Origin of the sequence: Thiobacillus thioparus DSM 505 (assembly GCF_000373385.1) — a bacterium.
Lineage (GTDB): Bacteria > Pseudomonadota > Gammaproteobacteria > Burkholderiales > Thiobacillaceae > Thiobacillus > Thiobacillus thioparus.
The window spans coordinates 299843-323352 of record NZ_KB891317.1 but is presented as its reverse complement, the minus strand read 5'-3'; the positions used below and the strand labels follow the sequence as shown (position 1 = coordinate 323352).

Below are 23510 nucleotides of genomic sequence, written 5' to 3'. Positions count from 1 at the left end.
TTCAGATCACCTCGAGTTCCGCATGGAGTGCGCCGGACGCCTTCAGGGCCTGGAGGATCGCCAGCAGGTCCTGCGGCGTCGCGCCGATGGAGTTCAGCGCTTTCACCACGTCGGCGAGCGATGCGCTGCCCTTCACCAGCATCACTTCGCCTGGCTGCTGGCGGATCTCGATCTGCGACTGCGAAGTGACCACCGTCTCGCCCTTCGAGAACGGCGCAGGCTGACTGATGACCGGCTGGGTATTGATGATCACCGACAGGTTGCCGTGCGACACCGCGCTGGGGTCGAGCATGACGGCCTGGTTCATCACCACCGAACCAGTGCGCGCATTGATGATGACCTTGGCCATGGCCTGGGCCGGGTTGACGTCGAGGCTTTCGATCGCGCCCAGGAAGGTCACGCGTGCATCGTCTCCCACCGGCGTCCTCACCTGGATCACGCGCCCGTTCAGCGCACGCGCGGTGTCCTTGCCGAAGCGGGCGTTCACCGCATCGACCACACGGCTGGCCGTGGTGAAATCGCTTTGCATCAGTTCAAGATTGATGGTGCCGGATGCGCCCAGCACCGTGGCGACGCTGCGTTCCACAGTCGCGCCGCTCGGGATGCGCCCCACGCTCAGATGGTTGATCTGCACCTTGCTGCCGCTGGCCGACGCGCCGGCGCCGCTGACCACGAGGTTGCCCTGGGCCATCGCGTAGACCTGGCCGTCGGCGCCCTTCAGCGGCGTCATCACCAGCGTGCCGCCGCGCAGGCTCTTGGCGTTGCCCATCGACGACACCGTGATATCGATGGCCTGTCCGGCCTGGGCAAACGGCGGCAGATCGGCGGTCACCATCACCGCCGCCACGTTCTTCAACTGCATGTTGGTGCCGGGCGGCAGGTTGACACCCATCTGCATCAGCATGTTGGTGATGCTCTGGGTGGTGAACGGCGTCTGCGTGGTCTGGTCGCCCGTGCCGTCGAGGCCCACCACCAGGCCGTAGCCCACCAGCTGGTTGACGCGCACCCCCTGGATGGCAGCAATGTCCTTGATGCGTTCGGCCTGCGCGGCGCTGCTCAGCACAAGCGCAGCCAGCAGAAACAGAGACGAAATCCTCATGAGGGCCACCATTTACAAGGGAATGAAACTGAGGAAGAAGCGCGCCAGCCAGCCCATCACTTCAGCCGAGTCGAACTTGGCGCTGGAACGGTATTCGATGCGCGCGTCAGCCACCTTGGCCGACGACACGGTATTGCCCGCCTGGATAGTATCGGGCTGTATCACACCGGACAGACGGACATATTCGGTGCTCTTGTCGAGCGCGATCTGCTTCTCGCCGGCGACCACCAGATTGCCGTTCGGCAGCACCTCGGTCACGGTGACGGTGATGTTTCCGGTAAAGAGATTGCTGGAGTCGATTGCCGACTTGTCGTCGTATGAGGTCGACGAATCGGCCTTCACGCCGGCGCCTTGGAAGGTCTTGAGCGGCAACCCGGCGACGGCGCTGATCGACGAATCGACCGCGCCGGTTTTCGCCCCATTGGACGACGCCTTCTTGCCGGCCTGCGTCTTCTCGTTGATGACGATGGTCAGCACGTCGCCGACGTGGCGCGCGCGCCGGTCTTCGAACATGGGGGTGTAGGAAGCGACCTGGTAGATGGCGCCATTGCCGGCTGCCTGGGTGGGCAGCGCCTGCGGACGCGCCGTGGTGGGCTGCTGGATGATGGACGACGGCGTGGTGCCGCAACCTGCCAGCCCCAGCAGCATCCCCGCACATCCCACGATACGCGACATCTTCATGGCAAACCTCAGAGCTGGGTCAGGCGCTGCAACATCTGGTCGGATGTCGTGATCGCCTTGCTGTTGATCTCGTACGCGCGCTGGGTCTGGATCATGTTGACCATCTCTTCCACCACGTTGACGTTCGAAGTTTCGACGTAACCCTGATTGAGCGTGCCAGCACCGTTGCTGCCGGGTGCGTTGGAACTCGGCGTGCCCGATGCGGCGGTTTCGGCATAGAGATTCTCGCCCAGGCTCTGCAGGCCGGCGGGGTTGACGAACATCGCCAGTTGCAGGGTGCCGACGGTCACCGGCGTGGACGAGCCCGCCTGCTGCACCGACACCGTACCGTCGCGTCCGATGGTCAGGGTCTGCGTGTCGGGCGGAATGGTGATGGCCGGTTGGACCGCGTAGCCGCTGGACGTCACCAATTGGCCATTGGAATCGGCCTGGAAGGAGCCGTCGCGCGTGTAGGAAGTCGTGCCGTCCGGCATCAGCACCTGGAAGAAACCGTTGCCCTGGATCGCCACATCCTTGGCGTTGCCGGTCTGCTGCAGATTCCCCTGCGTGAAGATGCGCTCGGTGGCCACCGTTTTCACGCCGGTGCCGATCTGCAGGCCGGAGGGCAGCTGCGTCTGCTCGGACGACTGCGCGCCGGGCTGGCGAATGGTCTGGTACAGCAGATCCTCGAACACCGCGCGCGCGCGCTTGAACCCGCTGGTGCTGACGTTGGCGAGGTTGTTGGAAATCACGTCCATTTGCGTCTGCTGCGCATCCAGACCGGTTTTGGCAATCCACAGTGAGCGAATCATGTCGGTTCCTTCAAGAATTACGGGATCAGTTCATCGACAGCAGCTGGCCGGCCTTGCTGTCGTTGCTCTCTGCGTTCTGCAGCAGCTTCATGTTCATGTCGAACGAGCGGGCCAGCGAGATCATGTTGACCATGGCGTCGACAACGTTGACGTTGCTCGATTCGAGCGCGCCGCTGACCACCTTCACGTTGGGATCGGCTTCCGCTGTCTGACCATCCTTCATGCGGAACAGGCCATCGTCGCCGCGCACCAGGTCCGCCGTGGGTGGATTCACCAGCTTCAGGCGGCCCACCGAGGTCAGGCCGGTGGCGGCGGAGCCGTCGGGCACCAGCGAGATCGTGCCGTCCTTGCCGATGGCGACATTGCGGCCCGGCGGGATGGACAGGGGGCCACCGTCGCCCATGACGTTGAGGCCGTCATGGGTCTGCAGCACACCGTTCTCGTCCAGCTTCAGGCTGCCGTTGCGGGTGTAGGCTTCGTTGCCGTCGGCCGCCTGCACCACGATCCAGCCGTCGCCCTGCACCGCCACGTCGAGCTCGCGGCCGGTCTGCTGGATCGCGCCGGAACGGAAATCGCTGCCGGTGGTGGAGTCGACCACGAACGCCCGGGTCGGTAGGATCGCTCCCTGCACCGGCACCGCGCGGAACTGGTCGATCTGCGCACGGAAACCCGTGGTGGTCGCGTTCGCCAGGTTGTTCGACGTGGTCGCCTGCTGCTCCAGCGCGTGCTTCGCGCCGGTCATGGCGGTGTAGATGAGACGGTCCATGCGGCCTCCTTAAACGCTCACTGCATCAACGCAGGTTGACCAGGGTCTGCATCACCGCATCCTGGGTCTTGATGGTCTGCGCATTGGCCTGGTACACCCGTTGCGCGGTGATCATGTTGACCAGCTCGGCGGTGAGGTCGACGTTGGAATCTTCCACTGCAGACGACTGCAACACGCCCAGGCTGCCCGAATTGGGCGTGCCGACCAGCGGCGAACCCGAGGTCGAGGATTCGGTCCACATGTTGTTGCCCATCTGCTGCAGGCCGTTGGGGTTGGAGAAATTCGCCAGCACCACCTGGCCCAGCACGGCCGACTGACCGTTGGTATAGCGGCCCAGGACCACGCCATCGGAGCCGACGTTGAAGCCGGCCAGGCGGCCCGAGGTATAGCCGTTCTGATCCAGCGTGTTGACGCTGAACGCGGAGCCGAACTGGGTGGTGCCGGTGTAATCGAAGGTGACAGGGAAAGGCGAGGTCGCACCCGTTGCCGTGGCCGGCACGTTGATGGCCGCAAGCGGCATCGCGGTCGTCAGGGCACCGCTGGCGTTGAAGTTGAGCGTGGCGACCGGGCCCGCGCCGATCTGGGTTCCGTCGTTGGCCGCATATACATCCCAGGCGCCGGACGGCCTTTTCACATAGTAGGTTTGCAGCGTCTGGGAATTGCCCAGGCTGTCGTAGACCGATACCGCGGTCGAATTGTGGAAGGTGGTCGGGTCGTTCATGTTGAACGGCGTGACGGTTCCGTCGATCGGCGTGCTGCCCGAATCCAGGTTGAGCACGGCGGTCACGTCCGTGGTGATGTTCGGCACCAGGTCGGCCGTATTGATCCGGATCGGCGACGGTGCGCCGACCGACAGTACGCCGCTCGCATTCGCCGTATAGCCGGTCAGCTTGGCCCCGGTCGGGTTGACGATGTAGCCGCTCTTGTCGAGTTGGAACTGGCCGTTGCGCTGGTAGGCGATCTCGCCATTGGTGTCCATGCGGAAGAAGCCGCCGCCGTTGATGGCCATATCCAGCGGATTGTTGGTGGATGTGATGTTGCCCTGGGTGAACTGCTGGGTCACCTGCGAAACTTTGGTGCCGATGCCGACGTTGGAGCCGCCGGCACCCGTCAGGGAGTTGGCGTAGACGTCGGCGAACTGGGCCTGGGACTGCTTGAATCCGACCGTGCTCGAGTTGGCTACGTTATTGCCGATGACGTCCAGGTTCTTTGCGGCGGCGTTGAGTCCGCTCAATCCTTGCTGAAAACTCATGTTCTGCTCCTTGTGATGATGGCTGGCGGCTTATCCGGCACGCCGACTCGAACTACTCAGAAAATCTGCCGGATATCGGCATACCCCACATTCGTATTGCCCGCCAGGTTCAACTGCACGCCCTGGCTATTCTGCGAAACACTGTTGACCGTCCCCAGGTTCAGGGCGGTGCTGTCGATTGCCTGGCCGCCCTGGACGGCATCGATCTTGAAGCTGTACTTGCCCGTAGGCGCGGTCGTCCCACTGTCCGTCAGGCCATCCCACGCCACCACGTTCACACCCGCCTCGCGCGAACCCAGGGTCAGTTTGCGCACCAGGGAGCCCGATGCGTCGTAGATGCTGGCCGTGACCTTGTCGGCGGGACGCGACAGGTCGAATCCCATGACGTTCTCGAGTTGGGCCGGGCTGATCGCATCGCCCGGAACCAGGACTGTCCGCCCGATCAGGCTGGCGGCCTGCGACATCTGGTTGGTGCCCAGACTGGCGGCCATCGCCTGCAGGCTGCTGTTCATGTTCTCGATGCCCTGTACCGTGCTGAGCTGGGCCATCTGGCTGGTCACCTGCGCGTTGTCGAGCGGATTAAGCGGATCCTGATTCTTCATCTGGGCCACCAGCAGGCTCAGGAAGCGGTTCTGCGTATCCGCCACGCTGCTCTTCGAGGACGTGGATGCGCTTGCGCCAAACAGGCTGTTTACACTACTGGTGTCTTGTACGGTGCTCATGGTTGTTCCTCGTTATCGCTGCTGTTTACTGTCCCAGGCTCAGAGTCTTGAGCAGCAGGGTCTTGGCGGTGTTCATCATGTCCACGTTGGACTGGTACGAGCGCGAGGCGGAGATCATGTTGACCATTTCCTCCACCACATTGACGTTGGGCATGGTCACGTAGCCTTTCTCGTCGGCGAGCGGATTCTTGGGGTCGTACACCTGCTTCATCGGTGACTGATCCTCGACCACCGCAGCCACGTTCACCCCGGTCGCGCCGTTCTCGCCCACCGGCGTGGCGGCGAACACGACCTGCTTGGCCTTGTAGGGCGTGCCATCGGCGCTGGTTGCGCTGTCGGCGTTGGCCAGATTGCTGGCGACGGTATTCAATCGCTGCGACTGGGCGTTCATGGCCGAGCCGGCGACGTTGAAGATATTGGACAGTGACATGCGTTATGCTCCCTATCCCTAGCCTTGGATCGCAGCCATCATGCTTTTGATCTGCTGCGTGATCCGGGTCAGATTGAATTCGTAGTGAACGGCGTTGTCGGCGAAGGCGGCGCGTTCGGCATCCATGTTCACCGTGTTGCCGTCGACGCTGCCCTGGGCCGGCGTGCGGTACAGCAACCCGGCTTCCGCCGCCACGCCCGGGTTGCCCGCCAGATGGCCGGGGGCCGTGGTGGCCAGCGCCGTACCGTCGGTCGCGGACGTGCCCTGCAACGCGCTCTGCAGGGCGGCCTTGAAATCCAGGTCGCGCGCCTTGTAGTTCGGCGTGTCGGCGTTGGCGATATTGGAAGCCAGCACCTGCTGGCGCTGCTCGCGTATGCGTAGCGCCTGGGTGTTGAAATTCAGCATGTCATCAAGCCGGTTCAGCATGGTTTTCACCTCTTTCTGCCGCAAAGCCTTTTTGCGATGACTGCATCCTAGGTACTCGCCTGTCCATTCAATCGAACGATAAAGGGCACAAAGCCCGTTCATTTCGCCGTTTAAGATGGGGCAACGCTCCCTACAATGCAGCAGTGTGAGAAACCGAGCCAAGGAGTCGACATGGCCTTCAAACGTAGCCGGACCCTGGCAGGCCGCCTGGGAGCCGGTGTGGCATTCGTGGCCGGCCTGGTTCTGCCCGCCGTGGCCCCCGCAGCGGACCTACAGGACCCGGCCGCCATCCAGGCGCACGCCGAGCAGTTCCTGAAGAAACAGACCGCCGGCCTGCCCGGCAAGGTGACAATCCAGGTTGCCGCGCCGCGCGCCGCGCTGCCAGCCTGTTCCGCATTCGACGCCTTCCAGCCCACCGGCAGCCGCAGCATGGGGAAAACCACGATCGGCGTGCGCTGCCTGGCGCCCAGCCGGTGGACGGTCTATCTGGCGGCGCAGATTCGCGTGATGGGGTCATACGTCGTGACCCGCGAGCCGCTGCCCGCCAACCACATCCTGAGCGCAGCCGACCTCGCGCTGCGCGAAGGCGATCTGGGCAGCCTGCCGGCCGACGTCGTCACCAATGCCGACGACCTGAAGGGATATCGCACGGTATCGGGTGTGGCAGCCGGAGCGCCGCTGCGCAACGCGCTGCTGCGCGCCCCGCTCGCCGTGCAGCAGGGGCAGAGCACCCGCCTGGTGATGAACGGACCGGGCTTTTCCATCCAGAGCGAAGGCCAGGCGCTGGCCAACGCCAGTCGGGGCGACCGGGTCCGAGTGAAAACCCCTTCCGGCGAAGTGGTCAGTGGCGTGGCGCAGGACGGCCAGCAGGTGGTCGTCGCCTTCTAAATCGGGTAGATTAAATCGGGCAGACTTCAGAAAATCCGTAAATTGACGTTACTGAGTTAGCTTAAAAAACCGAGCACCTGCCCGATCAGGAAACTGCCATGAAAATCGATCCCGGCCTGAAACCGATCACCCTGCCGAATTCCGTCGAAACCCGTACCGGCAAGGCCGAAGACGCCAAGCCTGCCGACGCCCAGAAGACGGATGTCAACCTAAGCCCGCGCGCCCTCCAGCTGAAACAGCTGGAATCGCAACTGGCGGCGATTCCGGTCGTCGACCGCGCACGCGTGGACAGCATCAAGCAGGCCATCACCCGCGGGGAATACACCATCAATACCGGGAACATCGCGGAAAACCTGCTCAATTCGGTCAAGGAAATGCTCCATGTCGCCAAGTGATCCGTCCTCCCGCCCGGCCCTGATCGCCAAACTGGCGGTGGAGAGCACACTCTGGCAAGCCCTGCTGAATGTCATGGGCGAAGAGGAACGCGCACTGGTGGACGGCGAGGCCGATCGCCTGGCGCCGCTGAACGCCTCCAAACTCGCACAGCTGCAAACGCTCAGCAACCTCGCGCGCGAGCGCTATGTCGAACTGCAGGCCGCCGGTTACACACCCGATCTCGCCGGCATGGGTACCTGGCTGACCCAGCATGGTCAGCCCCAACATCTCGCACGCTGGCAGCAGCTGTGCGACATGGAGCAACAGGCGCGCGCCCTGAATCAGCGTATCGGCACGCTGATCGATATGCGTCTGGCCTCCACCCGCCAGGCGCTCAATGTACTGGTCCACGCCGCGACCAATCAGAACGGCCTGTACGACCAGGCCGGCCAGTCCGTTGCTGCCAGCAAGGGCAAGCCCCTGGCAGCAGCCTGAGCCTGCGCCCCTGGCGCTAGCGTTCGAAACGTCCGGGCGCGATCGCCCGCATCAATTCGGTTTCCAGCGGCCGGGGCTGGCCTGTCATCTGATCGGCCAGCGCCTCGCCCAGCACCCCTGCCCACACGACCCCGCGCGAGGCATAGCCCGCCGCGACATACAGCCCGGGCTGCCCGTCGACTGCGCCTACCAGCGGCAGCCGATCCGGCAGGGTGGCGCGCAATGAGGCACGGCCGCTCACCTGCCCCACGGCCACACGCTCGCCCGCGCCCGGCAGGATCCCCTCCAGCCGGGCCAGGTTGGCGAGATCGCTTTCCAGGCGCGGCATCGTGTCGTCGTCATCGTGTTCGTAAGTGGCGCCGACCAGTGGTTGTGCACCTGGCGCCACATAGCCCTCACGGGCGATCACCCGCCGGATGTCCGGCAGGCTGCCGGGGGGCAAGCGCGTGATCTGGCCGCGTACGGTATTGAGCGGCCAGCGCTGCTCCGGCACCAGGCCCAGGGTGTCGCGCGCGTTTGCCAGCACCACGGCATCGGTCTCGGCCAGTATCGTGCCTTCCCGATCCACGACGTGCCATCCCGCCGCAACGCGTACCACGCGCGCAACGGTGCAGTTCGCCTGCACACGGATGGCCGGATGGTCGAGCCAGGCACGGCACAGGCTCCCTGGAACCACCCAACCCGCTGTCGGGTAATACACGCCTGAGGCTGCCACCGGCCAGTTCGCCAGTTCGCGTGCTTCGTCCCGTTCCACCCAATATGCATAATCGGTCGGCGGCATCGTGGCCGCCAGCGCCTGCTGCTGCTTCACAGCCGCTTCCGTATTCTTGGCCAGATGCAGCACGCCGCAGCGCGCCCACTCGACGCCATCCAGCATGGCCCATGCGCGCAGGTCGTGCAGGAAGGCCGCCCGTGTCAGGCGCGTAGCGCGGTTGTCGTCGCGCGAGATCACCGGCCGGAATACCGCCACCGGATTGCCCGAGGCCGCTTGTGCCGGCGAATCGGCGCGCTCCAGCACGGTGACCGCCACGCCGCGCTGTGCCAGGGCATGCGCCACGGCAGCGCCCGCCACGCCGGCGCCGACGACGGCGACATGCCGCGGCGACGCAGATTCGGCCCGACTGCTTTCCCTCTGGAAACGCGCGCGCAGGCAATGCCGCTTGCGGCCGTAGCCCGTCCGTTTCTCACAGTCGAAGCCGATCCGCCCCAGGCCCTCGCGCACCGACGCCGCCACGGTATAGGTCGCAGCCATCGCGCCAGGCCGGGCCAATGGCACCAGCGCGTCGAACAGTGCCGGCTGCCACAGGTCGGCATTGCAGTCGGGTGCGAAGCCATCCAGGTAGAACGCGTCCACTTTCGCCTGCACCTGCGGCAGGCAGTCGAGCGCGTCGCCCAGCATCAGGGTGAGCTGCACCCGCCCGCCGTCGAGTGCGATGCGATGGAAGCCCGGCGTCAGCGTCGGCCAGTTCGCCAGCAGTTCTTCCGATAGCGGCGCGAATTCCGGCCACTGCGCATGCAGCCGCGCCAAATCCTCTGTGCGGAATGGGTGTTTCTCGACCGACAGGAAATGCAGCCGTGCACAACGTGCCGGATCGTCGTGCCAGACCGCCCAGGTCGCCAGAAAATTCAGCCCGGTGCCGAATCCGGTTTCCAGCACGACAAAGCGACTGCGCCCTGCCCACGCCTGAGGCAATCCGCAACCCTGCAGAAACACATGGCGCGCCTGCCCCGCGCCGCCATCGGCCGAATGGTAGATGTCGCCGTAGGCGGCGGAATACGGGACGCCGTCCTTGAATTCGAGACGGGCGGGGACGATGGTTTTCAGCATGGTCGAATGTTACATTGGGGCGGTTAATTGCTGCTTCACCCCATCATGTTCAAACCCACAACCTGGCTTCGTCTTGTCATCATCGTGCTGGCGGTCGCTGCGCTGGCCTACGCGGGCTGGCACTTCACCCGGCCGCAATCACCCGCAGTCGAACTCGCCACGATTGCACGCGGCACGGTCGAATCGACCGTGGTCAACACCCGCGCCGGCACGGTCAAGGCCTGCCGCCGTGCCAAGCTCGCTCCGGTCGCAGGCGGGCAGATCGTCAAGCTGTGGGTGAAGGAAGGCGAACGTGTGAAGGCGGGGCAGCCGCTGCTCGAACTGTGGAATCGCGACCTCGCCGCGCAGCGTGAACTCGCAACCCGCCAGTTGACCACGAGCGAGGAACGCCGCCGCGAGGCCTGCATCATGGCGGACAACGCAAGGCGTGACGCCGAACGCACCGCACAACTGGCAGCCAAGGGATTCGTCAGCCCGCAGAGCACCGAAAATGCCCGCGCCGATGCGCGCGCGCGCCAGGCGAACTGCGATGCGCTCGCCGCCGACGTCAAGCGCGCGCAGGCGCAGATCCGCGTCACGCAGGTCGGGCTGGAGCGCACCACGCTCACCGCGCCGTTTGCCGGCATCGTGGCGAAAATCACCGGCGAAGTCGGCGAGTTCACCACGCCCTCGCCGCCCGGCATTCCCACCCCGCCGGCCGTGGATTTGATCGACGACAGTTGCCTGTACGTGAGCGCGCCGATGGACGAAGTCGACGCGCCGAAACTGAAGCCCGGGCAGCCCGCGCGCATCACGCTTGACGCCCTGCCCGGCAAGGTCTTCAACGGCCACGTCCGGCGCATCGCCCCGTACGTGACCGAAGTCGAGAAACAGGCGCGCACGGTCGACGTCGAGGTCGATTTCGACACGCCGCCGCACGATGCCCTGCTGGTCGGCTACAGCGCCGACGTCGAAGCCATCATCGATCATCGCGACAACGTGCTGCGCGTACCCACCCAGGCAATCCAGCAGGACGGCAGCGTGCTGGTGCTGGGCAAGGACGGCACGCTGGAAACGCGCAAGCTGAAGACCGGACTGGCCAATTGGGCATTCACGGAAATCACCAGCGGCCTCGACGCCGGCGACCGCGTGTTGCTGTCTTTCGACCAGGAGAACGTCAAGGCCGGCGTGAAGGTCACCCCAAAATGATCCGCCTCACCGCGATCACACGCGTGTTCCGCATGGGTGACCAGGAAGTACGCGCACTCAACGGCATCGACCTCGACATCGCGTCAGGCGAATACGTATCGATCATGGGGCCATCGGGCTCGGGAAAGTCTACCCTGCTCAACGTCATCGGCCTGCTCGACCAGCCCAACAGCGGCCGCTACGAACTCGACGGCAGCGACGTCACCGACCTATCCGAGACCGAGCGAGCGCGCGTGCGCCGCGAGAAGATCGGCTTCGTGTTCCAGTCCTTCCATCTGGTACCGCGCCTGACCGCGGCGGAGAACATCGAGTTGCCGCTGATGCTTGAGGGCATCGCCCCGGCCGAGCGCACGGCCCGTGTCGACGCCGCACTCGACGCCTTCGACCTCAAGGACCGCGCGCACCATCGTCCGGCCGAGCTCTCCGGCGGACAACGCCAGCGCGTGGCGATCGCGCGCGCCACCATCCTGCGCCCCACCGCACTGCTGGCCGACGAGCCGACCGGCAACCTCGACCACCGTATCGGCACCGAAGTGATGGAACTGCTCGAGGGCCTGCACCATGCCGGCACCACGCTGATCGTCGTTACCCACGACCGTGAGCTCGGCGCCCGTGCGCATCGCCACATTGCGATGCGCGATGGCGAGATCGTCGCCGACGAAAAATGAACCTGCGCGACACGCTGACCCTCTCCTTGCAGACCGTGGTGAGCTACCGTACCCGCTCGCTGCTCATCGTACTGGCGATGGCGCTGGGAGTGGCGGCGGTGGTGGTGCTGACCGCGCTCGGCGACGGCGCACGGCGCTATGTGGTCGGGCAGTTTTCCTCGCTCGGCACCAATCTGGTCTTCGTCCTGCCGGGCCGCGCCGAGACCTCGGGCGGCTTCCCCGGCGCCGCGCTCGGCCAGACGCCACGCGACCTGACCCTGGAAGACGCCCGCTTCATTGCCCATCTGCCGCAGGTCAAGCGCATGGCACCGCTCAACGTGGGCGTGGCCGAGCTCACGTCCGGCGGCCGCCTGCGCGAAGTGACCGTGCTCGGCAGCACGTCCGAACTGCTGCCGATCCGGCACATGAAGCTGTCGCAGGGCAGCTTTCTCGCCCACGGCTCGGAACGCAGCGCACAGATCGTGCTGGGCAGCACGCTTGCGCACGAATTCTTTCCTGACGGCGAGCCGGTCGGCCAGCGCATCCGCCTGGGCGACAGCCGCTTCCTGGTGTCCGGCGTGCTGGCCCCCCAGGGCGAGTCGATGGGATTCAATTCCGACGAGATCGTCATCATCCCGATCGACTACGCGCAGGAACTGTTCAACACCAACACGCTGTTCCGCATCCTGGTCGAGGCCCGCAGCCGCACCGACATCGAGCCAGCCAAGGCCGCCATCGCCCACGCCCTGAAGCTGCGCCACGACGGCGAGGAGGACGTCACCGTCATCACCCAGGACGCGATCCTCGCCACTTTCGACCGCATCCTGCGCGCGCTGACCCTGGGCGTGGCGGGCATCGCCGCCATCAGCCTGGCGGTCGCCGGCATCCTGGTGATGAACGTGATGCTGGTCGCGGTGGCGCAACGCACCTCGGAAATCGGCCTCCTGAAAGCCCTCGGCGCGCCCGCCGCCGACATACGCCGCCTGTTCTTCGCCGAGGCGCTGTGGCTGTCGCTGGCGGGCGGCGCCATCGGCTACGCGCTGGGGAACCTCAGCGCCTGGGGAATCCGCCTCGCCTATCCCACACTCCCCGCCTGGCCGCCGCACTGGGCCAGCCTAGCCGGCGTCGCCACTGCGATTCTCACCGGCATCATCGCCAGCCTGCTGCCCGCCGCGCGCGCGGCGCGGCTGGACCCTGTTCTGGCGCTGAGCGGAAAATGAGTTTCATCGACACCCTGCGCTTCGCCCTGCACGCCTTGACCGCGCACCGGTTGCGCACCTTCCTGTCCGCCACGGGCATCGCGGTCGGCATCGCCGCGGTGATCCTGCTCACCTCGATCGGCGACGGCATCCATCAATTCGTGCTGTCCGAGTTCACCCAGTTCGGCACCAACATCATCAACGTCAGCCCGGGCAAAATCACGACGCACGGCGCCTCGGTCGGCGCCATCGGAAGCGCGCGGCTGCTGACGATCGAAGATGCGCTGGCGCTGAAGACCTCGCGCTACGCGCAGTACACCAACGCGGGCGTGATGGGCAACGCGGAAATCCGCGCCCACGGCCGCAGCCGCCGCGTGACGGTGTACGGCGAGGGGCCGGACTTTTCGCGCGCCTTCAACATGCACGTGGCGGTCGGCCAATATCTGCCCGCCGACGATCCGCGCAATCCGCGCGCCTATGCCGTACTGGGCGCGAAAGTGCGAACCGAGCTGTTCGGCACAAGCAATCCGCTAGGTGCCTCCCTGCAGGTCGGGGCGTCGCGCTTCCGCATCATCGGCGTCATGGCGCCCAAGGGCCAGGTGCTCGGTTTCGATCTCGACGACACCGTCTACATCCCCACCGCGCGCGCGCTGGAAGTCTTCAACCGCGAAGGCGTGATGGAAATCCACATCGCCTACCGGCCCGGCGCGCCGCTCAAGGCGGTGGTCGCCGATGCCAAGCGCATCCTGATCGCGCGCCACGGCCGCGAGGATTTCACCCTGACGCCACAACAACAGATGCTCGACACGCTGAGCACCGTGCTCGAAGTGCTGACCTTCGCCGTCGCCGCGCTCGGCGGCATTTCGCTGCTGGTGGGCGCAGTGGGCATGGTCACGCTGATGCACATCGCGGTGGCCGAGCGCGTCGCCGAGATCGGCCTGCTCACCGCCCTGGGGACCACGCACGCCCAGATTCGCACCCTGTTCCTGATGGAATCGACCGTGCTGTCCACTCTGGGCGGACTCGGTGGACTGGCCGTCGGCGCGGGCATCGCCGCACTCCTGAAGCTCACCGTGAGGGATCTGCCGGTCAACACGCCGTGGGACTATGCCTTCGGCGCGCTGGGGGTGTCGGTGCTGATCGGGCTGGCGGCCGGCGTGGTGCCGGCGATGCGCGCGGCACGGCTCAATCCGGTGGATGCATTGCGGACCGAATAAGGCCCCTACACCGCGACCATCCATCCGTGGTGCCGCACAGGCAAGCCGCCCACCCTGCAGAAAACCCGATTGACAGTTGTCCTACAAGCGGGTGCGCCATTTACCTATACGGCCGGAACGGCACTCCCATTAAATTTTCATCTGCGTCGCCGACATCACAGCGTCCCCGCTCGGTGCGTAGCCAGCAGCCACGTTGCATCGTTGGCTCCTATCCCTTCCGTAAGGAGATCCTCATGAAACACGTATCCAGTATTGCAGCATTCGCCCTGGCTTCAGGCCTTACCCTGCTGGCAACCGGCTGTGACCGTAAGCCTGCAGATCAGCCGGCCAATGCAACCAGCCCGACGACGGGCGAGAAAATGGACAATGCCATCGACCATACCAAGCAGGCAACCCAGGAACTGGGCAACACGCTTGAACAGAAAGCCGACCAGGCAGGCCAAGCTATCGACGACGCCACGATTACGACGTCGATCAAAGGCAAGTATCTGGCCAACGACACCCTCAAGGGGCTCGATATTTCGGTTGAAACGGACCATGGCGTGGTGACGCTGACCGGTACGGTACAGAGCGATTCGGCCAAGGAGCTCGCCACGAAGATTGCTCAGGGCGTAGAGGGTGTGGCAAGCGTCAACAACCAGCTCACCGTCAAGTAAGCCGTTCGCTCCTTGGAACCGGCCAGAGCTTTCCGCCTGTCATGCGGCGCGTCATGAACGACCGGGAAACTCGTTACGCTCGCCAGCGATACCGAGGTGCTCGGGCAACAATTCGTCGCTTCCGTCCATGTCTTCCACTTCGTCATAACGCAGGGGTCGGACGCGTTCCTGCAAGAAACCGCCGCCCATTATCTCGGCCAAAATCACCCTGTGGTCGCCAGCCGGATATCCTGCTACGACGCGGCAGTCGAGATAGGACAGCCCTTCATCTAGTATCGGAGCGCCTGAGGGGGCTGCGTGCCAGGCTACTGCGCTCAGTTTGTCCTCGTCCTGGGCGCTATGGTTGCCGAAGAAGTCTGCGAGGGCGCATTGGTCGCGCTGCAATACCGTCACTGCGAACACGCCGCTTTCCACGAGCAAGGGATATGAAGCATTGTCGGGATTGACGGCAATCGCCAGCATGGGCGGTTGCATGGACACCTGCATGACCGACGAGGCGGTGAAGGCATTCCGCAGGCCGCCCTGCCCCACGCCCACTACATAAACACCTTGGGTCACAGTCATCAGCAGACGTTTGACGGGGTTTTCTATGCTCATGTTTACTCTGCCGGCATGGGCGCGGCACTCGGTGACCGAGCTCGCACTATGCCCGGATACGCCCGCCCGGACGAATCGGCATTATCCGAAACGGACGTAAGACCATTCCGGTTGCGCGAGCGAACCGGAAGATGCGGATTCCTCGTTCGGCTTGACTCGCCTTAACCTGCTTTTTATAACCCGAGCCGGGTCAGGCCGTCATTACGGCTCGTATCCCTCGCGATGCGTCGCATTGATGGTGCGCAGCAGTTCACGGAACGGGATGTTACGTTCGTGTTTCTTGAACAATGGCATGAAGGACAGGTCCTCGCCCGATCCCACGCCCGCATACTTTCCGGACGCCATCGATTCGTGCAGGTCGCGCAGCATCTTGTCGAGGTCGTCCAGGAACGGGGTGTAGATCGACGCCTCCTCGTCATCGTGTTCCAGGCAGGCACGCAGTTCTTCGACTTCGTACACCGCTTCGTGCACCAGGTCTGTCAGCTGGTTGAGGTCTTGGGCTCTTTTCATGTTCGTGTGCGTATTGGACAAAACGTAAGGATACCGCCGCTTGGCGGGCGGTGCGACCGTCATGGAATTTGAGCGCAAGTTTCGGATTGCGGCACGGCCCAAACCGGCTGACACTGTCACTCCCGCGCCCTGTTGAACGTCATCATGGATACCGAATCTGCCTCCCCGCCGAACGCCGCTTTGCCTGATACCGCGCAGCTTGCGGAGCAACGCTGGCAGGCCGTGGTCCGCCGCGATGTGCTGGCGGACGGCGAATTCGTCTACGCAGTTCGTACCACCGGCGTGTATTGCCGGCCTTCGTGTCCCTCGCGCGCGGCGAAACGGGAAAACGTGACGTTCTACGAGACTGGCGACCTTGCCGCCGCGGCAGGCTACCGCCCCTGCAAGCGCTGCCAGCCGGATGCGCCCTCACAGCAGCAAACCCGCAGCGTGCTCGTTCGCCAGGCCTGCCAGGCCATCGAGCTCAGCGCGTCCGCACCGTCCCTCGCTCAGCTGGCGCAGCACGCCGGGATGAGCCCGTATCATTTCCAGCGCGTCTTCAAGGCCGTGGCCGGCCTCAGCCCAAAGGCCTATCACAAGGCCCTTCAAGCCCGGCGGGTGGCGGCGTCTCTGCAATCCGCGCCGTCGGTGACCGAGGCTCTCTACGATGCCGGCTTCAATTCGGCCGGGCGCTTCTATGAGGCCGCGCCCGCGCTGCTCGGCATGTCGCCGGGCAGCTACCGCAAGGGTGGCGCGGGCGAGCACATTCGCCATGCCGTCGTGCCCTGCTCGCTCGGCTGGGTCATCGTCGCCGCCACCCGCAAGGGCGTGTGCGCCATCGAGTTCGACGAATCGGCCGAAGCGCTGGAAGACCGCATCCGAGCGCGCTTTCCGCAGGCGCAGTTCGAGCCGGCCGACGCCGGGTTTCAGCGCTGGATCGCCCGCGTGCTGGATTACATCGAGCAGCCGCGCGGCGTGCTCGATCTGCCGCTGGATGTCCAGGGCACGGTCTTCCAGCGCCGTGTCTGGCAGGCCCTGCAGGCCATTCCTGCGGGCGAGACGTCCACCTACAGCGAAATTGCCGCACGCATCGGCCAGCCCCGGGCCTTCCGCGCGGTGGCGCATGCCTGCGCCGAGAACGCCGTGGCGGTGGCGATTCCGTGCCACCGCGCCGTGCGCGCGGATGGCAGCCTGGCGGGCTACCGTTGGGGCCTCGCGCGCAAGGCAGAACTGCTGAAGCGGGAACGCAAGAAATAAGCGTCGCAGGATGCCCGCCCTTTCATTTCTTGCGATACTCCGGCATCGACAACGATCGGGCGGCTAAGCGCTGCCCAACCGGGCACACTTCATGGAAAACCTGCTGTACTGGGTCGGCCTGTCTGCCGTCGCGGTATTCGCGCTCACCGGTGTGCTCGATGCCGGGCGCAAGAACATGGATCTGGTCGGCGCCGTGATGGTGGGAACGGCCACCGCGCTGGGCGGCGGCACGGTGCGCGACCTGCTGCTGCAACGCCCGGTGTTCTGGCTCGGCGAGCCGGTATATCTGTATGTCGCGCTGGCGACGACGCTCGTCGTCTTCTTCGCCGTGCGCGGCCTGCGTTTGCCGCCGCGCCTGTTCCTCATCCCGGATGCCATCGGCCTGGCGCTGTTCACCATCGTCGGCACCCAGATCGCACTGGATTGGCACGCGCCCTGGCTGGCGGCGAGCCTGCTGGGAATGATCACCGGAATCTTCGGCGGCGTAGTGCGCGATGTGCTGTGCAACGAGGTCCCGCTGGTATTTCTGCGCGGCGAGCTTTATGCGTCGGCCGCCTGGACCGGCGCCCTGATGATGATCGGTCTGCAAGCCCTGGGCCTGGCGCCCGTGGTCGCAGCCTGGGCGGGGATGGCGACCGTCCTGGGTCTTCGACTGCTTGCCATGGCTTTCCGGATTACGCTGCCCACCTATTCGGCACGCAAGTAGTCCCGCCAAATGAAAACGGGGACCGAAGTCCCCGTTGATTTGCGCGGCGCGACCGCATCAGTTCGCGTAGCGCTTTCTGCGATGAACCGCGAAACCGACCAGCCCCAGGCCAGCAAGCAGCATGACAGAGGTCCCAGGTTCCGGAACCGCAGCCGCCAGATTGACCGCGGCATTCTGGGCGCCGAGGTAATTGCCGAGATCGACGGTCTTGCTTGGGTCGTAATACAGCGGGTCGTTGGGATCATTGGGATGCGAGTCGCTGAACGTCACCAATGCCTCATGGGTTTCCGGATCGTACACGCCGGAATACTTGTAGAACTCGTAGCGACGCAGGATCGATGCGGCATTCGGGCCCACCGGCACCCCGTAACCGCTCTCCAGCTGACCGGCGAGCGGATTGCCCGGATCTGTCTGCAACAATTGCCACTCGACCTCGGTGACGGCCTGTTCGACCTTCGGATTGCCCCCCACCAGTTCTTCGAGCGCGATCGGATCCGCAAGCTCCGTGGTGAACACCTTGACCCAGATGGCTTCACCGAACTGGGCTTCATTCGCGGCTGCCGGCGCCTGGATTTGTGCAACCACAAGGGGCGGATTGCCGGCGACCGGAGCGGGGATCACGTTCCAGACGGGAGCCGGAAGATTGACGACCCCATTGTTCAGGACACCCGGCGTTCCGGTCTCGACCAGCCAGCTATACGTGGTCTTGCTCGCATTCGCGGTCGTGCCGACCCCGAAATGATCGCACGGCGTCGCGGCACTGTAGCCCACACCGCCCCCGGACCAGCAGTTGTCACCCGGCGTGATGAAGGTGCCGCTTGGCGTACCGTAATCCCAGCTACCCGTATTGCTGTCGAACAACCCTTGATAGGTTATTTTCGTGCCGAACGTCAAACCGTTGGAATACTCGGTGATCGTGGGTGAGCCATAGCGCTCCACGCTGGTGAGCGGATCGAACCCGCGGCCACTCGGAAAGCCTCGACCCACCCCCCCGAAGGTATCGGTGATGTCGCTGCTGTGCAAGCCTTCGAGATCGATTTCGAAGCCATGGGCGGTGAATCCGGTGTCGTTGATCACGTCAAAATTGCCCAGACTGCCAAACACTGAAGCAGCGCCAATGCCAGGCGTGATTGCCATGGATGCAGCCACAGCCATGGCGCAGGTTCTTGATTTCAACATAGGTAAGGCTCCCTGAATTTAGTCGTATGAAGTGCATGCCCCTGCACGGCGGCCTCGCCCCCACCCTGCCAAGAGAGTGCAAAGCCCGCTGGCTGCCATCCAGCATGATTATTTATAGATAACATTATCTTATTATATTTATTGACCAACTCGATGTCCATACCGAGAGGGAACCTGGCTCACCACGTCATCAGAATTTCAATTAAAAAAACAGGGATGAACACCGTTATTCCTTATGGAGATATGCAGTGTTCAGCGGAGGGGGCATGGGAATCAAAAGCGATATCGAATATGCCATTTATTCACATGGCGCGTGGAAAGCCAGATTCCGGAGTTTTCTGAGTGGCAAGGCGGGGCTCGACTTGTCCGCGATCAGCCACACCGAATCCTGCAAACTGGGGAAATGGTTGGCGGATGAAGCCCGCAGGATGCTGTCGCCGGAAGACCACGTGAAAGCCTGCGAACTGCATGCCCACTTTCATCGAGTGGCCGGTGACATCGTCCACAACATCAAGCAGAAGAATTTCAGCGCCGCCCGTCAGGCGCTTGGCCCGGCCGGCGCCTTCGATCAGGCCAGCCATGAGATGGGCGCATTCCTCCGCACGCTAGCCCGGCGTAGCCGTCCAAAACCGGCCAACAAGACAACGGAAGACGGGGCAGTCGCTGAGCCGGCAGGCACGCCCCAGGCGAGCGGCTAAGGCGGGCCGCGTTCAGACACGACCGGGCCCACGCGCATTTCATGCACGCAAAAAAACAGGGGCACGCGGCCCCTGTTTGCAATGCACCTGAAACGACTCAGCGCTTGACCGGCTTGGCGGCGATTTCTTCCAGCCTGCGCGCCTTGATGACCTGGCCGTTCAGTGCGGCGTCCTTGGCGCTTCCGCCGTAGGCAACCACCATCAGCTGGCTGTAGTACATCACCGGGATGTTGAACTTGGTGCCATAGCGCTGGTTGATCTGGCCCTGGTAGATCTCCACGTTGGCCTGGCATAGCGGACATGGCGTGACGATCATCTCGGCGCCGTGGTCATAGGCCGACTCGACGATGTCCTTGATCTGTGCCTGCGCCTTCTCGGGCTCGGAGAACGCCAGCGCACCGCCGCAACAGGTCACTTTCATGTCGTATTCGGGGATCGATTCGGCACCGACCATCTCGACCATTTTGTCGAGGTACTGGGGATTTTCGAACGACTCGCCGTCCACGCCGAACGGGCGGTTGGTCTGGCAGCCGACGTAGCCCGCGATCTTCACGCCTTCGAGCGGACGCACGACGTGCTTCTTCATTTCGTCGAAGCCGAGGTCCTCGATCAGGACTTCGACCATGTGGCGAATATTGGGCATCTCGTTGATCGTCAGCCCGGCTTCCTTCAGCGCTTCGCGGGTGTCGGCCATCAGCGTGTCGGAGTGCGTCAGGCGCTCGCGGGTTTCGCGTGCGCCCAGCCAGCAGGCGGCGCAGGTGGCGACGATTTCCTGGCCGGGGAGGTTCTTCTCGGACAGCGCGAAGTTGCGCGCATTCATCACATGGCGCGGCAGCTCGCCGGCCTCGGCGTATCCGATCGAAGCGCCGCAGCAGTTCCAGTCGGGAATCTCGGTCAGCTTGACGTCGAGCGTCTTGCACATCGACTCGACCGAGGTCAGATAGTTGGAAGCGGAGGCGCCCTTCTGCGACGAGCACCCCGGGTAAAACGCGTATTCATGTTTGGCCATATGTCTCTCCTCAGCCCGCCATCTTGGCGGCCTTGCGGCTGCGTTCGATTTCGTAGGCTTTTTTCAGCATCGCCTGGATGCCTTTCTGGTCCTTGCACTTGTGGCCGCCGAACAGTTCGAACGGATTGAGCCGCTTGGCCTTCAAGAGGCCAATCGCCACATCCTTCATCTTCATGCCCTCCTTGATGCCGGCACCCAACCCGTCCTTGAAATACAGACCCATCGACAGCTTGAGTTCGTTGACGCGTCCCGTATGGGTGCAGTTCTTCCAGAACAGGCCGCTGAAGAAGCGCGTCGGCTGCATCTTCGGTGCCATGCCGAGCCGGTGCGCGTATTCGGCGATGCCGTGCATGATGTGGGTGATCGGCAGCTTGCGCGGACAGCGCACGATGCAGTTGTAGCAGGAAGTGCAGTTCCACATCGAACTGCTGGTCAACACTTCCTCGCGCTTGCCTGCGCGGATCATCATGAAGAGTTCCTGCGGCGGATGTTCCCACGCGCTCTGGAAGTTGGTCGGGCAGGAACCGGAGCAGACGCCGCATTGCATGCACATCTTCACCCAGTCGCCCATCTCAACCTGTTCTTCGATTTCCTTCAGGAAGTTGTTGCGGTATTTCTCCGCCAGTGCGGTGTTTGCGCTCATGGTGGATCTCCTGTTAGAAGCCTTTGAACGGGCTGGGGCCTACGGCAACCAGCTCGGCGGCATACTTGTTGATCATGTCTGGTACCCGTTCGATATCGGTGATGGCGACTTCGAGATCGCGCACGCGCTCCGATTCGAGATTCAGCGTCTTCAGCGTGTCGTCGATCTTGGACATCCGTACGCGCCCCAACTCGGAACCCTTGACGAAGTGGCATTGATATTCGTCGCCGGATTTGCAGCCCATCAGCATCACGCCGTCGTAGCCGGCGTTCAGCGCATCGGTGATCCAGATGGTGTTGACGGAACCGAGGCAGCGGATCGGAATGATGCGCACGAAGGCCGAATACTCGTTGCGGCTCATGCCTGCCATGTCGAGCGCCGGGTAGGCGTCGTTCTCGCACGCCAGGATCAGGATGCGCGGCTTTTCCGAGAACTCGTCGGGGATGTCGACCGCCTTGATCTGCGCGCCGACCGTGTTGACCGAATAGTTCTCGAACGAAATCACACGCACCGGGCAGGCGCCCATGCAGGTGCCGCAACGGCGGCAGCGCGATTCGTTGAATACCGGGAAGCGCTTCTCGTCCTCGTCGATGGCGCCGAACGGGCATTCCACCGTGCAGCGCTTGCACTGCGTGCAGCCTTCAAGGCGCACTTTCGGGAACGACAGGTCACCCGAGCGCGGATGCGCGGCGCGGCCGAGCTCGGCATTTTCCAGTGCCTGGATCGCCTTCAGCGCGGCACCGGTGGCATCCTCGCGCGCCTGCGCGATGTCCATCGGGCGGCGCACCGGACCGGCGGTGTAGATGCCGGTCCGGCGGGTTTCGTAGGGGAAGCAGATGAAGTGCGAATCGGTGAAGCCCTGCTTCAACTGCGGCACGTCCGGACCCTGACGGTAGGTCAGGTTGAGGATGGAAATCGGCTTCACTTCCACTGTGCCGACGGCTGAGGGCTCGCCTTCCTGGCCTTCGACCTGCGGCTTGGTCAGCGCATCGATGTTGATGCCCGAGTTCGCCACCTGGCCGGTCGCCAGCACCACCAGATCGACATCCACCATCGACGCATCGGTGTCTCCCAGGATCAGGTCGTTGAATTTGACCGTGCTGGTATTGCCGTTCGGCACCACTTCGGCGACCTTGCCCTTGGTGAAGATGACGCCCTTTTCCTGTGCGCTACGGTAGAAGTCCTCGCCGTTGCCGGGCGTGCGCAGGTCGGTGTAGATGATGGTGGTATCGACGCCCGGATTGGTGTCCTTGAAGTACATCGCCTGCTTGATGCTGGCGTTGCAGCAGAAGCCCGAGCAGTAGGACAGGTGCGTGCCGGTTGGGTCGCGCTGGCCGGCGCACTGCACGAATACCACCGATTTCACCGGCTGGTTGTCCGAGGGCCGGCGAATGATGCCGTCTCCTGCCGCAGCCGCTTTCGCCAGCGCTTCGAGGCCGGCCTGGTCGATCACGTTGGGCGACTTGCCGCCGCCGAGTTCGGGCAGCTTGTTCATGTCGTACAGGGTGAAGCCGGTAGCCTGCACGATCGCGCCGATGTCTTCGGTGTGCGTCGCACCCGATTCGGTGGCGATGTCGACCACGAAACGGCCCGGCGCACCATCGGTTTTCGCGATAGTGGCATTCAGATACACCTTGATGTTGCTGTCGCCCATCACCTGCGAGGCGAGGTCGGCCACGCCGGTATCGGCCGGCGACTTGAACGGCTCGTGCACCGGCGTGCGCTTGTAGAGCTTGCCGGCCCAGCCACCGAGTTCGCCGGATTTCTCGACCAGCACCACCGAATAACCGGTCTTCGACGCTTCGATCGCGGTCGTCATGCCAGTGACGCCGCCGCCCACCACCAAGAGGGTCTTGCTGGTGCCGGTGTTGGTGTTGCCGCCGGGCGCGGTCATCGCCTTCACTTCTGCGCAGCCCATGCGGATGTAGTCTTCCGCCATGTCCTGCGTGGTTTCGCGCGCTTCCTCGGTATCGGGACGGATCCAGACCACGCCTTCGCGCAGGTTGGCACGCGCCACCGCGTTTTCGGGGAAGAAGAACGCTTCGGTCTTGGCGCGGCGCGAGCAGGCGCCGATCATGATGTGAGTGACGCCTTCATTCGCGATGTCGTTCTTGATCATCGCCACGCCGTCGGCGTTGCACAGGAAATCGTGCGACTTCGCCAGCGGCACCTTGCCGTCCTTCTGTGCGATCTTGACCAATGCGTCCGTATCCAGACGCTCGCCGAGTCCGCAGCCCTTGCAGATATACGCTGCGACTTTGATGTCAGCCAT

At 64.0% G+C, this 23510-nt stretch carries 26 protein-coding genes; 11 read left to right on the top strand and 15 right to left on the bottom strand.

Going from position 1 to position 23510, the window contains the following annotated elements; translation table 11 throughout:
* Position 1 precedes the first annotated feature (1 nt).
* Genes B058_RS0107275 through flgB form a run of 8 tightly spaced genes read right to left on the bottom strand, consistent with a single transcriptional unit; the run spans position 2 to position 6167 of the window.
* Positions 2 to 1099, bottom strand: a complete 1098-nt coding sequence (locus B058_RS0107275) for a flagellar basal body P-ring protein FlgI (RefSeq protein WP_026240730.1) — start codon at positions 1097 to 1099, stop codon at positions 2 to 4.
* A 12-nt stretch (positions 1100 to 1111) separates the two neighbouring features.
* Positions 1112 to 1780: a flagellar basal body L-ring protein FlgH gene (locus B058_RS0107270; RefSeq protein WP_026240729.1), complete on the bottom strand. Its 669-nt coding sequence runs from the start codon at positions 1778 to 1780 to the stop codon at positions 1112 to 1114.
* Positions 1781 to 1788: 8 nt separating this feature from the next.
* Complete coding sequence (gene flgG / locus B058_RS0107265) at positions 1789 to 2571, bottom strand: flagellar basal-body rod protein FlgG (RefSeq protein ID WP_018507821.1); 783 nt, start codon at positions 2569 to 2571, stop codon at positions 1789 to 1791.
* Positions 2572 to 2596: 25 nt separating this feature from the next.
* Positions 2597 to 3337, bottom strand: a complete 741-nt coding sequence (gene flgF, locus B058_RS0107260) for a flagellar basal-body rod protein FlgF (protein ID WP_018507820.1) — start codon at positions 3335 to 3337, stop codon at positions 2597 to 2599.
* A 25-nt stretch (positions 3338 to 3362) separates the two neighbouring features.
* Positions 3363 to 4589 carry a flagellar hook protein FlgE gene (gene flgE / locus B058_RS0107255; RefSeq protein WP_018507819.1) on the bottom strand — a complete coding sequence of 409 codons (1227 nt, stop codon included), beginning with the start codon at positions 4587 to 4589 and terminating at the stop codon, positions 3363 to 3365.
* 56 nt (positions 4590 to 4645) lie between these two features.
* Positions 4646 to 5311: a flagellar hook assembly protein FlgD gene (locus tag B058_RS0107250; protein ID WP_018507818.1), complete on the bottom strand. Its 666-nt coding sequence runs from the start codon at positions 5309 to 5311 to the stop codon at positions 4646 to 4648.
* 25 nt (positions 5312 to 5336) lie between these two features.
* Positions 5337 to 5741, bottom strand: a complete 405-nt coding sequence (gene flgC / locus B058_RS0107245) for a flagellar basal body rod protein FlgC (RefSeq protein WP_018507817.1) — start codon at positions 5739 to 5741, stop codon at positions 5337 to 5339.
* Positions 5742 to 5759: 18 nt separating this feature from the next.
* Positions 5760 to 6167 (bottom strand): flagellar basal body rod protein FlgB, encoded by a 408-nt coding sequence (gene flgB, locus B058_RS0107240; RefSeq protein WP_026240728.1) that lies wholly within the window; start codon positions 6165 to 6167, stop codon positions 5760 to 5762.
* 171 nt (positions 6168 to 6338) lie between these two features.
* Between flgB and flgA the strand changes: the two genes are divergently transcribed.
* The 3 genes from flgA to B058_RS0107225 all read left to right on the top strand — a co-directional run bounded on the left by flgA (position 6339) and on the right by B058_RS0107225 (position 7925).
* Positions 6339 to 7055: a flagellar basal body P-ring formation chaperone FlgA gene (flgA, locus tag B058_RS0107235; protein WP_018507815.1), complete on the top strand. Its 717-nt coding sequence runs from the start codon at positions 6339 to 6341 to the stop codon at positions 7053 to 7055.
* Between the two features lie 98 nt (positions 7056 to 7153).
* On the top strand, positions 7154 to 7450 hold the full coding sequence (flgM, locus tag B058_RS0107230) for a flagellar biosynthesis anti-sigma factor FlgM (RefSeq protein WP_018507814.1): 297 nt from the start codon (positions 7154 to 7156) through the stop codon (positions 7448 to 7450).
* Positions 7437 to 7925: a flagella synthesis protein FlgN gene (locus B058_RS0107225; protein ID WP_018507813.1), complete on the top strand. Its 489-nt coding sequence runs from the start codon at positions 7437 to 7439 to the stop codon at positions 7923 to 7925. The genes flgM and B058_RS0107225 overlap by 14 nt, the downstream gene beginning before the upstream one ends.
* Positions 7926 to 7941: 16 nt before the next feature.
* On the opposite strand, the gene mnmC is transcribed toward B058_RS0107225, so the two are convergent.
* Positions 7942 to 9753, bottom strand: a complete 1812-nt coding sequence (gene mnmC, locus B058_RS0107220; RefSeq protein WP_018507812.1) for a bifunctional tRNA (5-methylaminomethyl-2-thiouridine)(34)-methyltransferase MnmC2/FAD-dependent 5-carboxymethylaminomethyl-2-thiouridine(34) oxidoreductase MnmC1 — start codon at positions 9751 to 9753, stop codon at positions 7942 to 7944.
* Between the two features lie 45 nt (positions 9754 to 9798).
* Between mnmC and B058_RS0107215 the strand changes: the two genes are divergently transcribed.
* The 5 genes from B058_RS0107215 (at position 9799) to B058_RS0107195 (ending at position 14660) form a co-directional block, all read left to right on the top strand.
* Complete coding sequence (locus tag B058_RS0107215; protein WP_018507811.1) at positions 9799 to 10941, top strand: efflux RND transporter periplasmic adaptor subunit; 1143 nt, start codon at positions 9799 to 9801, stop codon at positions 10939 to 10941.
* On the top strand, positions 10938 to 11609 hold the full coding sequence (locus B058_RS0107210; protein WP_018507810.1) for an ABC transporter ATP-binding protein: 672 nt from the start codon (positions 10938 to 10940) through the stop codon (positions 11607 to 11609). Before B058_RS0107215 ends, B058_RS0107210 begins: the two co-directional genes overlap by 4 nt.
* Positions 11606 to 12808, top strand: coding sequence for an ABC transporter permease (locus tag B058_RS0107205; RefSeq protein WP_018507809.1), 1203 nt, complete (start codon positions 11606 to 11608; stop codon positions 12806 to 12808). The genes B058_RS0107210 and B058_RS0107205 overlap by 4 nt, the downstream gene beginning before the upstream one ends.
* A complete protein-coding gene (locus tag B058_RS0107200; RefSeq protein ID WP_018507808.1) occupies positions 12805 to 14004 on the top strand; it encodes an ABC transporter permease in 1200 nt (399 codons plus the stop codon). Before B058_RS0107205 ends, B058_RS0107200 begins: the two co-directional genes overlap by 4 nt.
* Before the next feature lie 233 nt (positions 14005 to 14237).
* Complete coding sequence (locus B058_RS0107195; RefSeq protein ID WP_018507807.1) at positions 14238 to 14660, top strand: BON domain-containing protein; 423 nt, start codon at positions 14238 to 14240, stop codon at positions 14658 to 14660.
* 51 nt (positions 14661 to 14711) lie between these two features.
* Here the strand turns inward: B058_RS0107195 and B058_RS0107190 are convergent, their stop codons facing one another.
* Both B058_RS0107190 and B058_RS0107185 read right to left on the bottom strand, forming a co-directional pair.
* Positions 14712 to 15257 (bottom strand): flavin reductase family protein, encoded by a 546-nt coding sequence (locus B058_RS0107190; RefSeq protein WP_018507806.1) that lies wholly within the window; start codon positions 15255 to 15257, stop codon positions 14712 to 14714.
* A 201-nt stretch (positions 15258 to 15458) separates the two neighbouring features.
* On the bottom strand, positions 15459 to 15767 hold the full coding sequence (locus tag B058_RS0107185; protein ID WP_026240727.1) for a hypothetical protein: 309 nt from the start codon (positions 15765 to 15767) through the stop codon (positions 15459 to 15461).
* Positions 15768 to 15911: 144 nt separating this feature from the next.
* Between B058_RS0107185 and ada the strand changes: the two genes are divergently transcribed.
* Positions 15912 to 17003 (top strand): bifunctional DNA-binding transcriptional regulator/O6-methylguanine-DNA methyltransferase Ada, encoded by a 1092-nt coding sequence (ada, locus tag B058_RS0107180; protein ID WP_018507804.1) that lies wholly within the window; start codon positions 15912 to 15914, stop codon positions 17001 to 17003.
* Positions 17004 to 17094: 91 nt separating this feature from the next.
* Entirely contained in the window at positions 17095 to 17709 is a 615-nt protein-coding gene (locus B058_RS0107175) for a trimeric intracellular cation channel family protein (protein WP_018507803.1), read from the top strand.
* A 57-nt stretch (positions 17710 to 17766) separates the two neighbouring features.
* Here B058_RS0107175 and B058_RS0107170 read toward each other — a convergent pair whose 3' ends face one another.
* Complete coding sequence (locus tag B058_RS0107170) at positions 17767 to 18864, bottom strand: PEP-CTERM sorting domain-containing protein (protein WP_018507802.1); 1098 nt, start codon at positions 18862 to 18864, stop codon at positions 17767 to 17769.
* 290 nt (positions 18865 to 19154) lie between these two features.
* Between B058_RS0107170 and B058_RS0107165 the strand changes: the two genes are divergently transcribed.
* Entirely contained in the window at positions 19155 to 19586 is a 432-nt protein-coding gene (locus B058_RS0107165; protein WP_018507801.1) for a CZB domain-containing protein, read from the top strand.
* Positions 19587 to 19683: 97 nt separating this feature from the next.
* Here the strand turns inward: B058_RS0107165 and B058_RS0107160 are convergent, their stop codons facing one another.
* The 3 genes from B058_RS0107160 to B058_RS0107150 are packed head-to-tail and all read right to left on the bottom strand — an operon-like array spanning position 19684 to position 23510.
* Positions 19684 to 20595: a CoB--CoM heterodisulfide reductase iron-sulfur subunit B family protein gene (locus B058_RS0107160; RefSeq protein WP_018507800.1), complete on the bottom strand. Its 912-nt coding sequence runs from the start codon at positions 20593 to 20595 to the stop codon at positions 19684 to 19686.
* Between the two features lie 10 nt (positions 20596 to 20605).
* Positions 20606 to 21238, bottom strand: a complete 633-nt coding sequence (locus B058_RS0107155; RefSeq protein WP_018507799.1) for a 4Fe-4S dicluster domain-containing protein — start codon at positions 21236 to 21238, stop codon at positions 20606 to 20608.
* A gap of 13 nt (positions 21239 to 21251) precedes the next feature.
* Positions 21252 to 23510: an FAD-dependent oxidoreductase gene (locus B058_RS0107150; protein ID WP_018507798.1), complete on the bottom strand. Its 2259-nt coding sequence runs from the start codon at positions 23508 to 23510 to the stop codon at positions 21252 to 21254.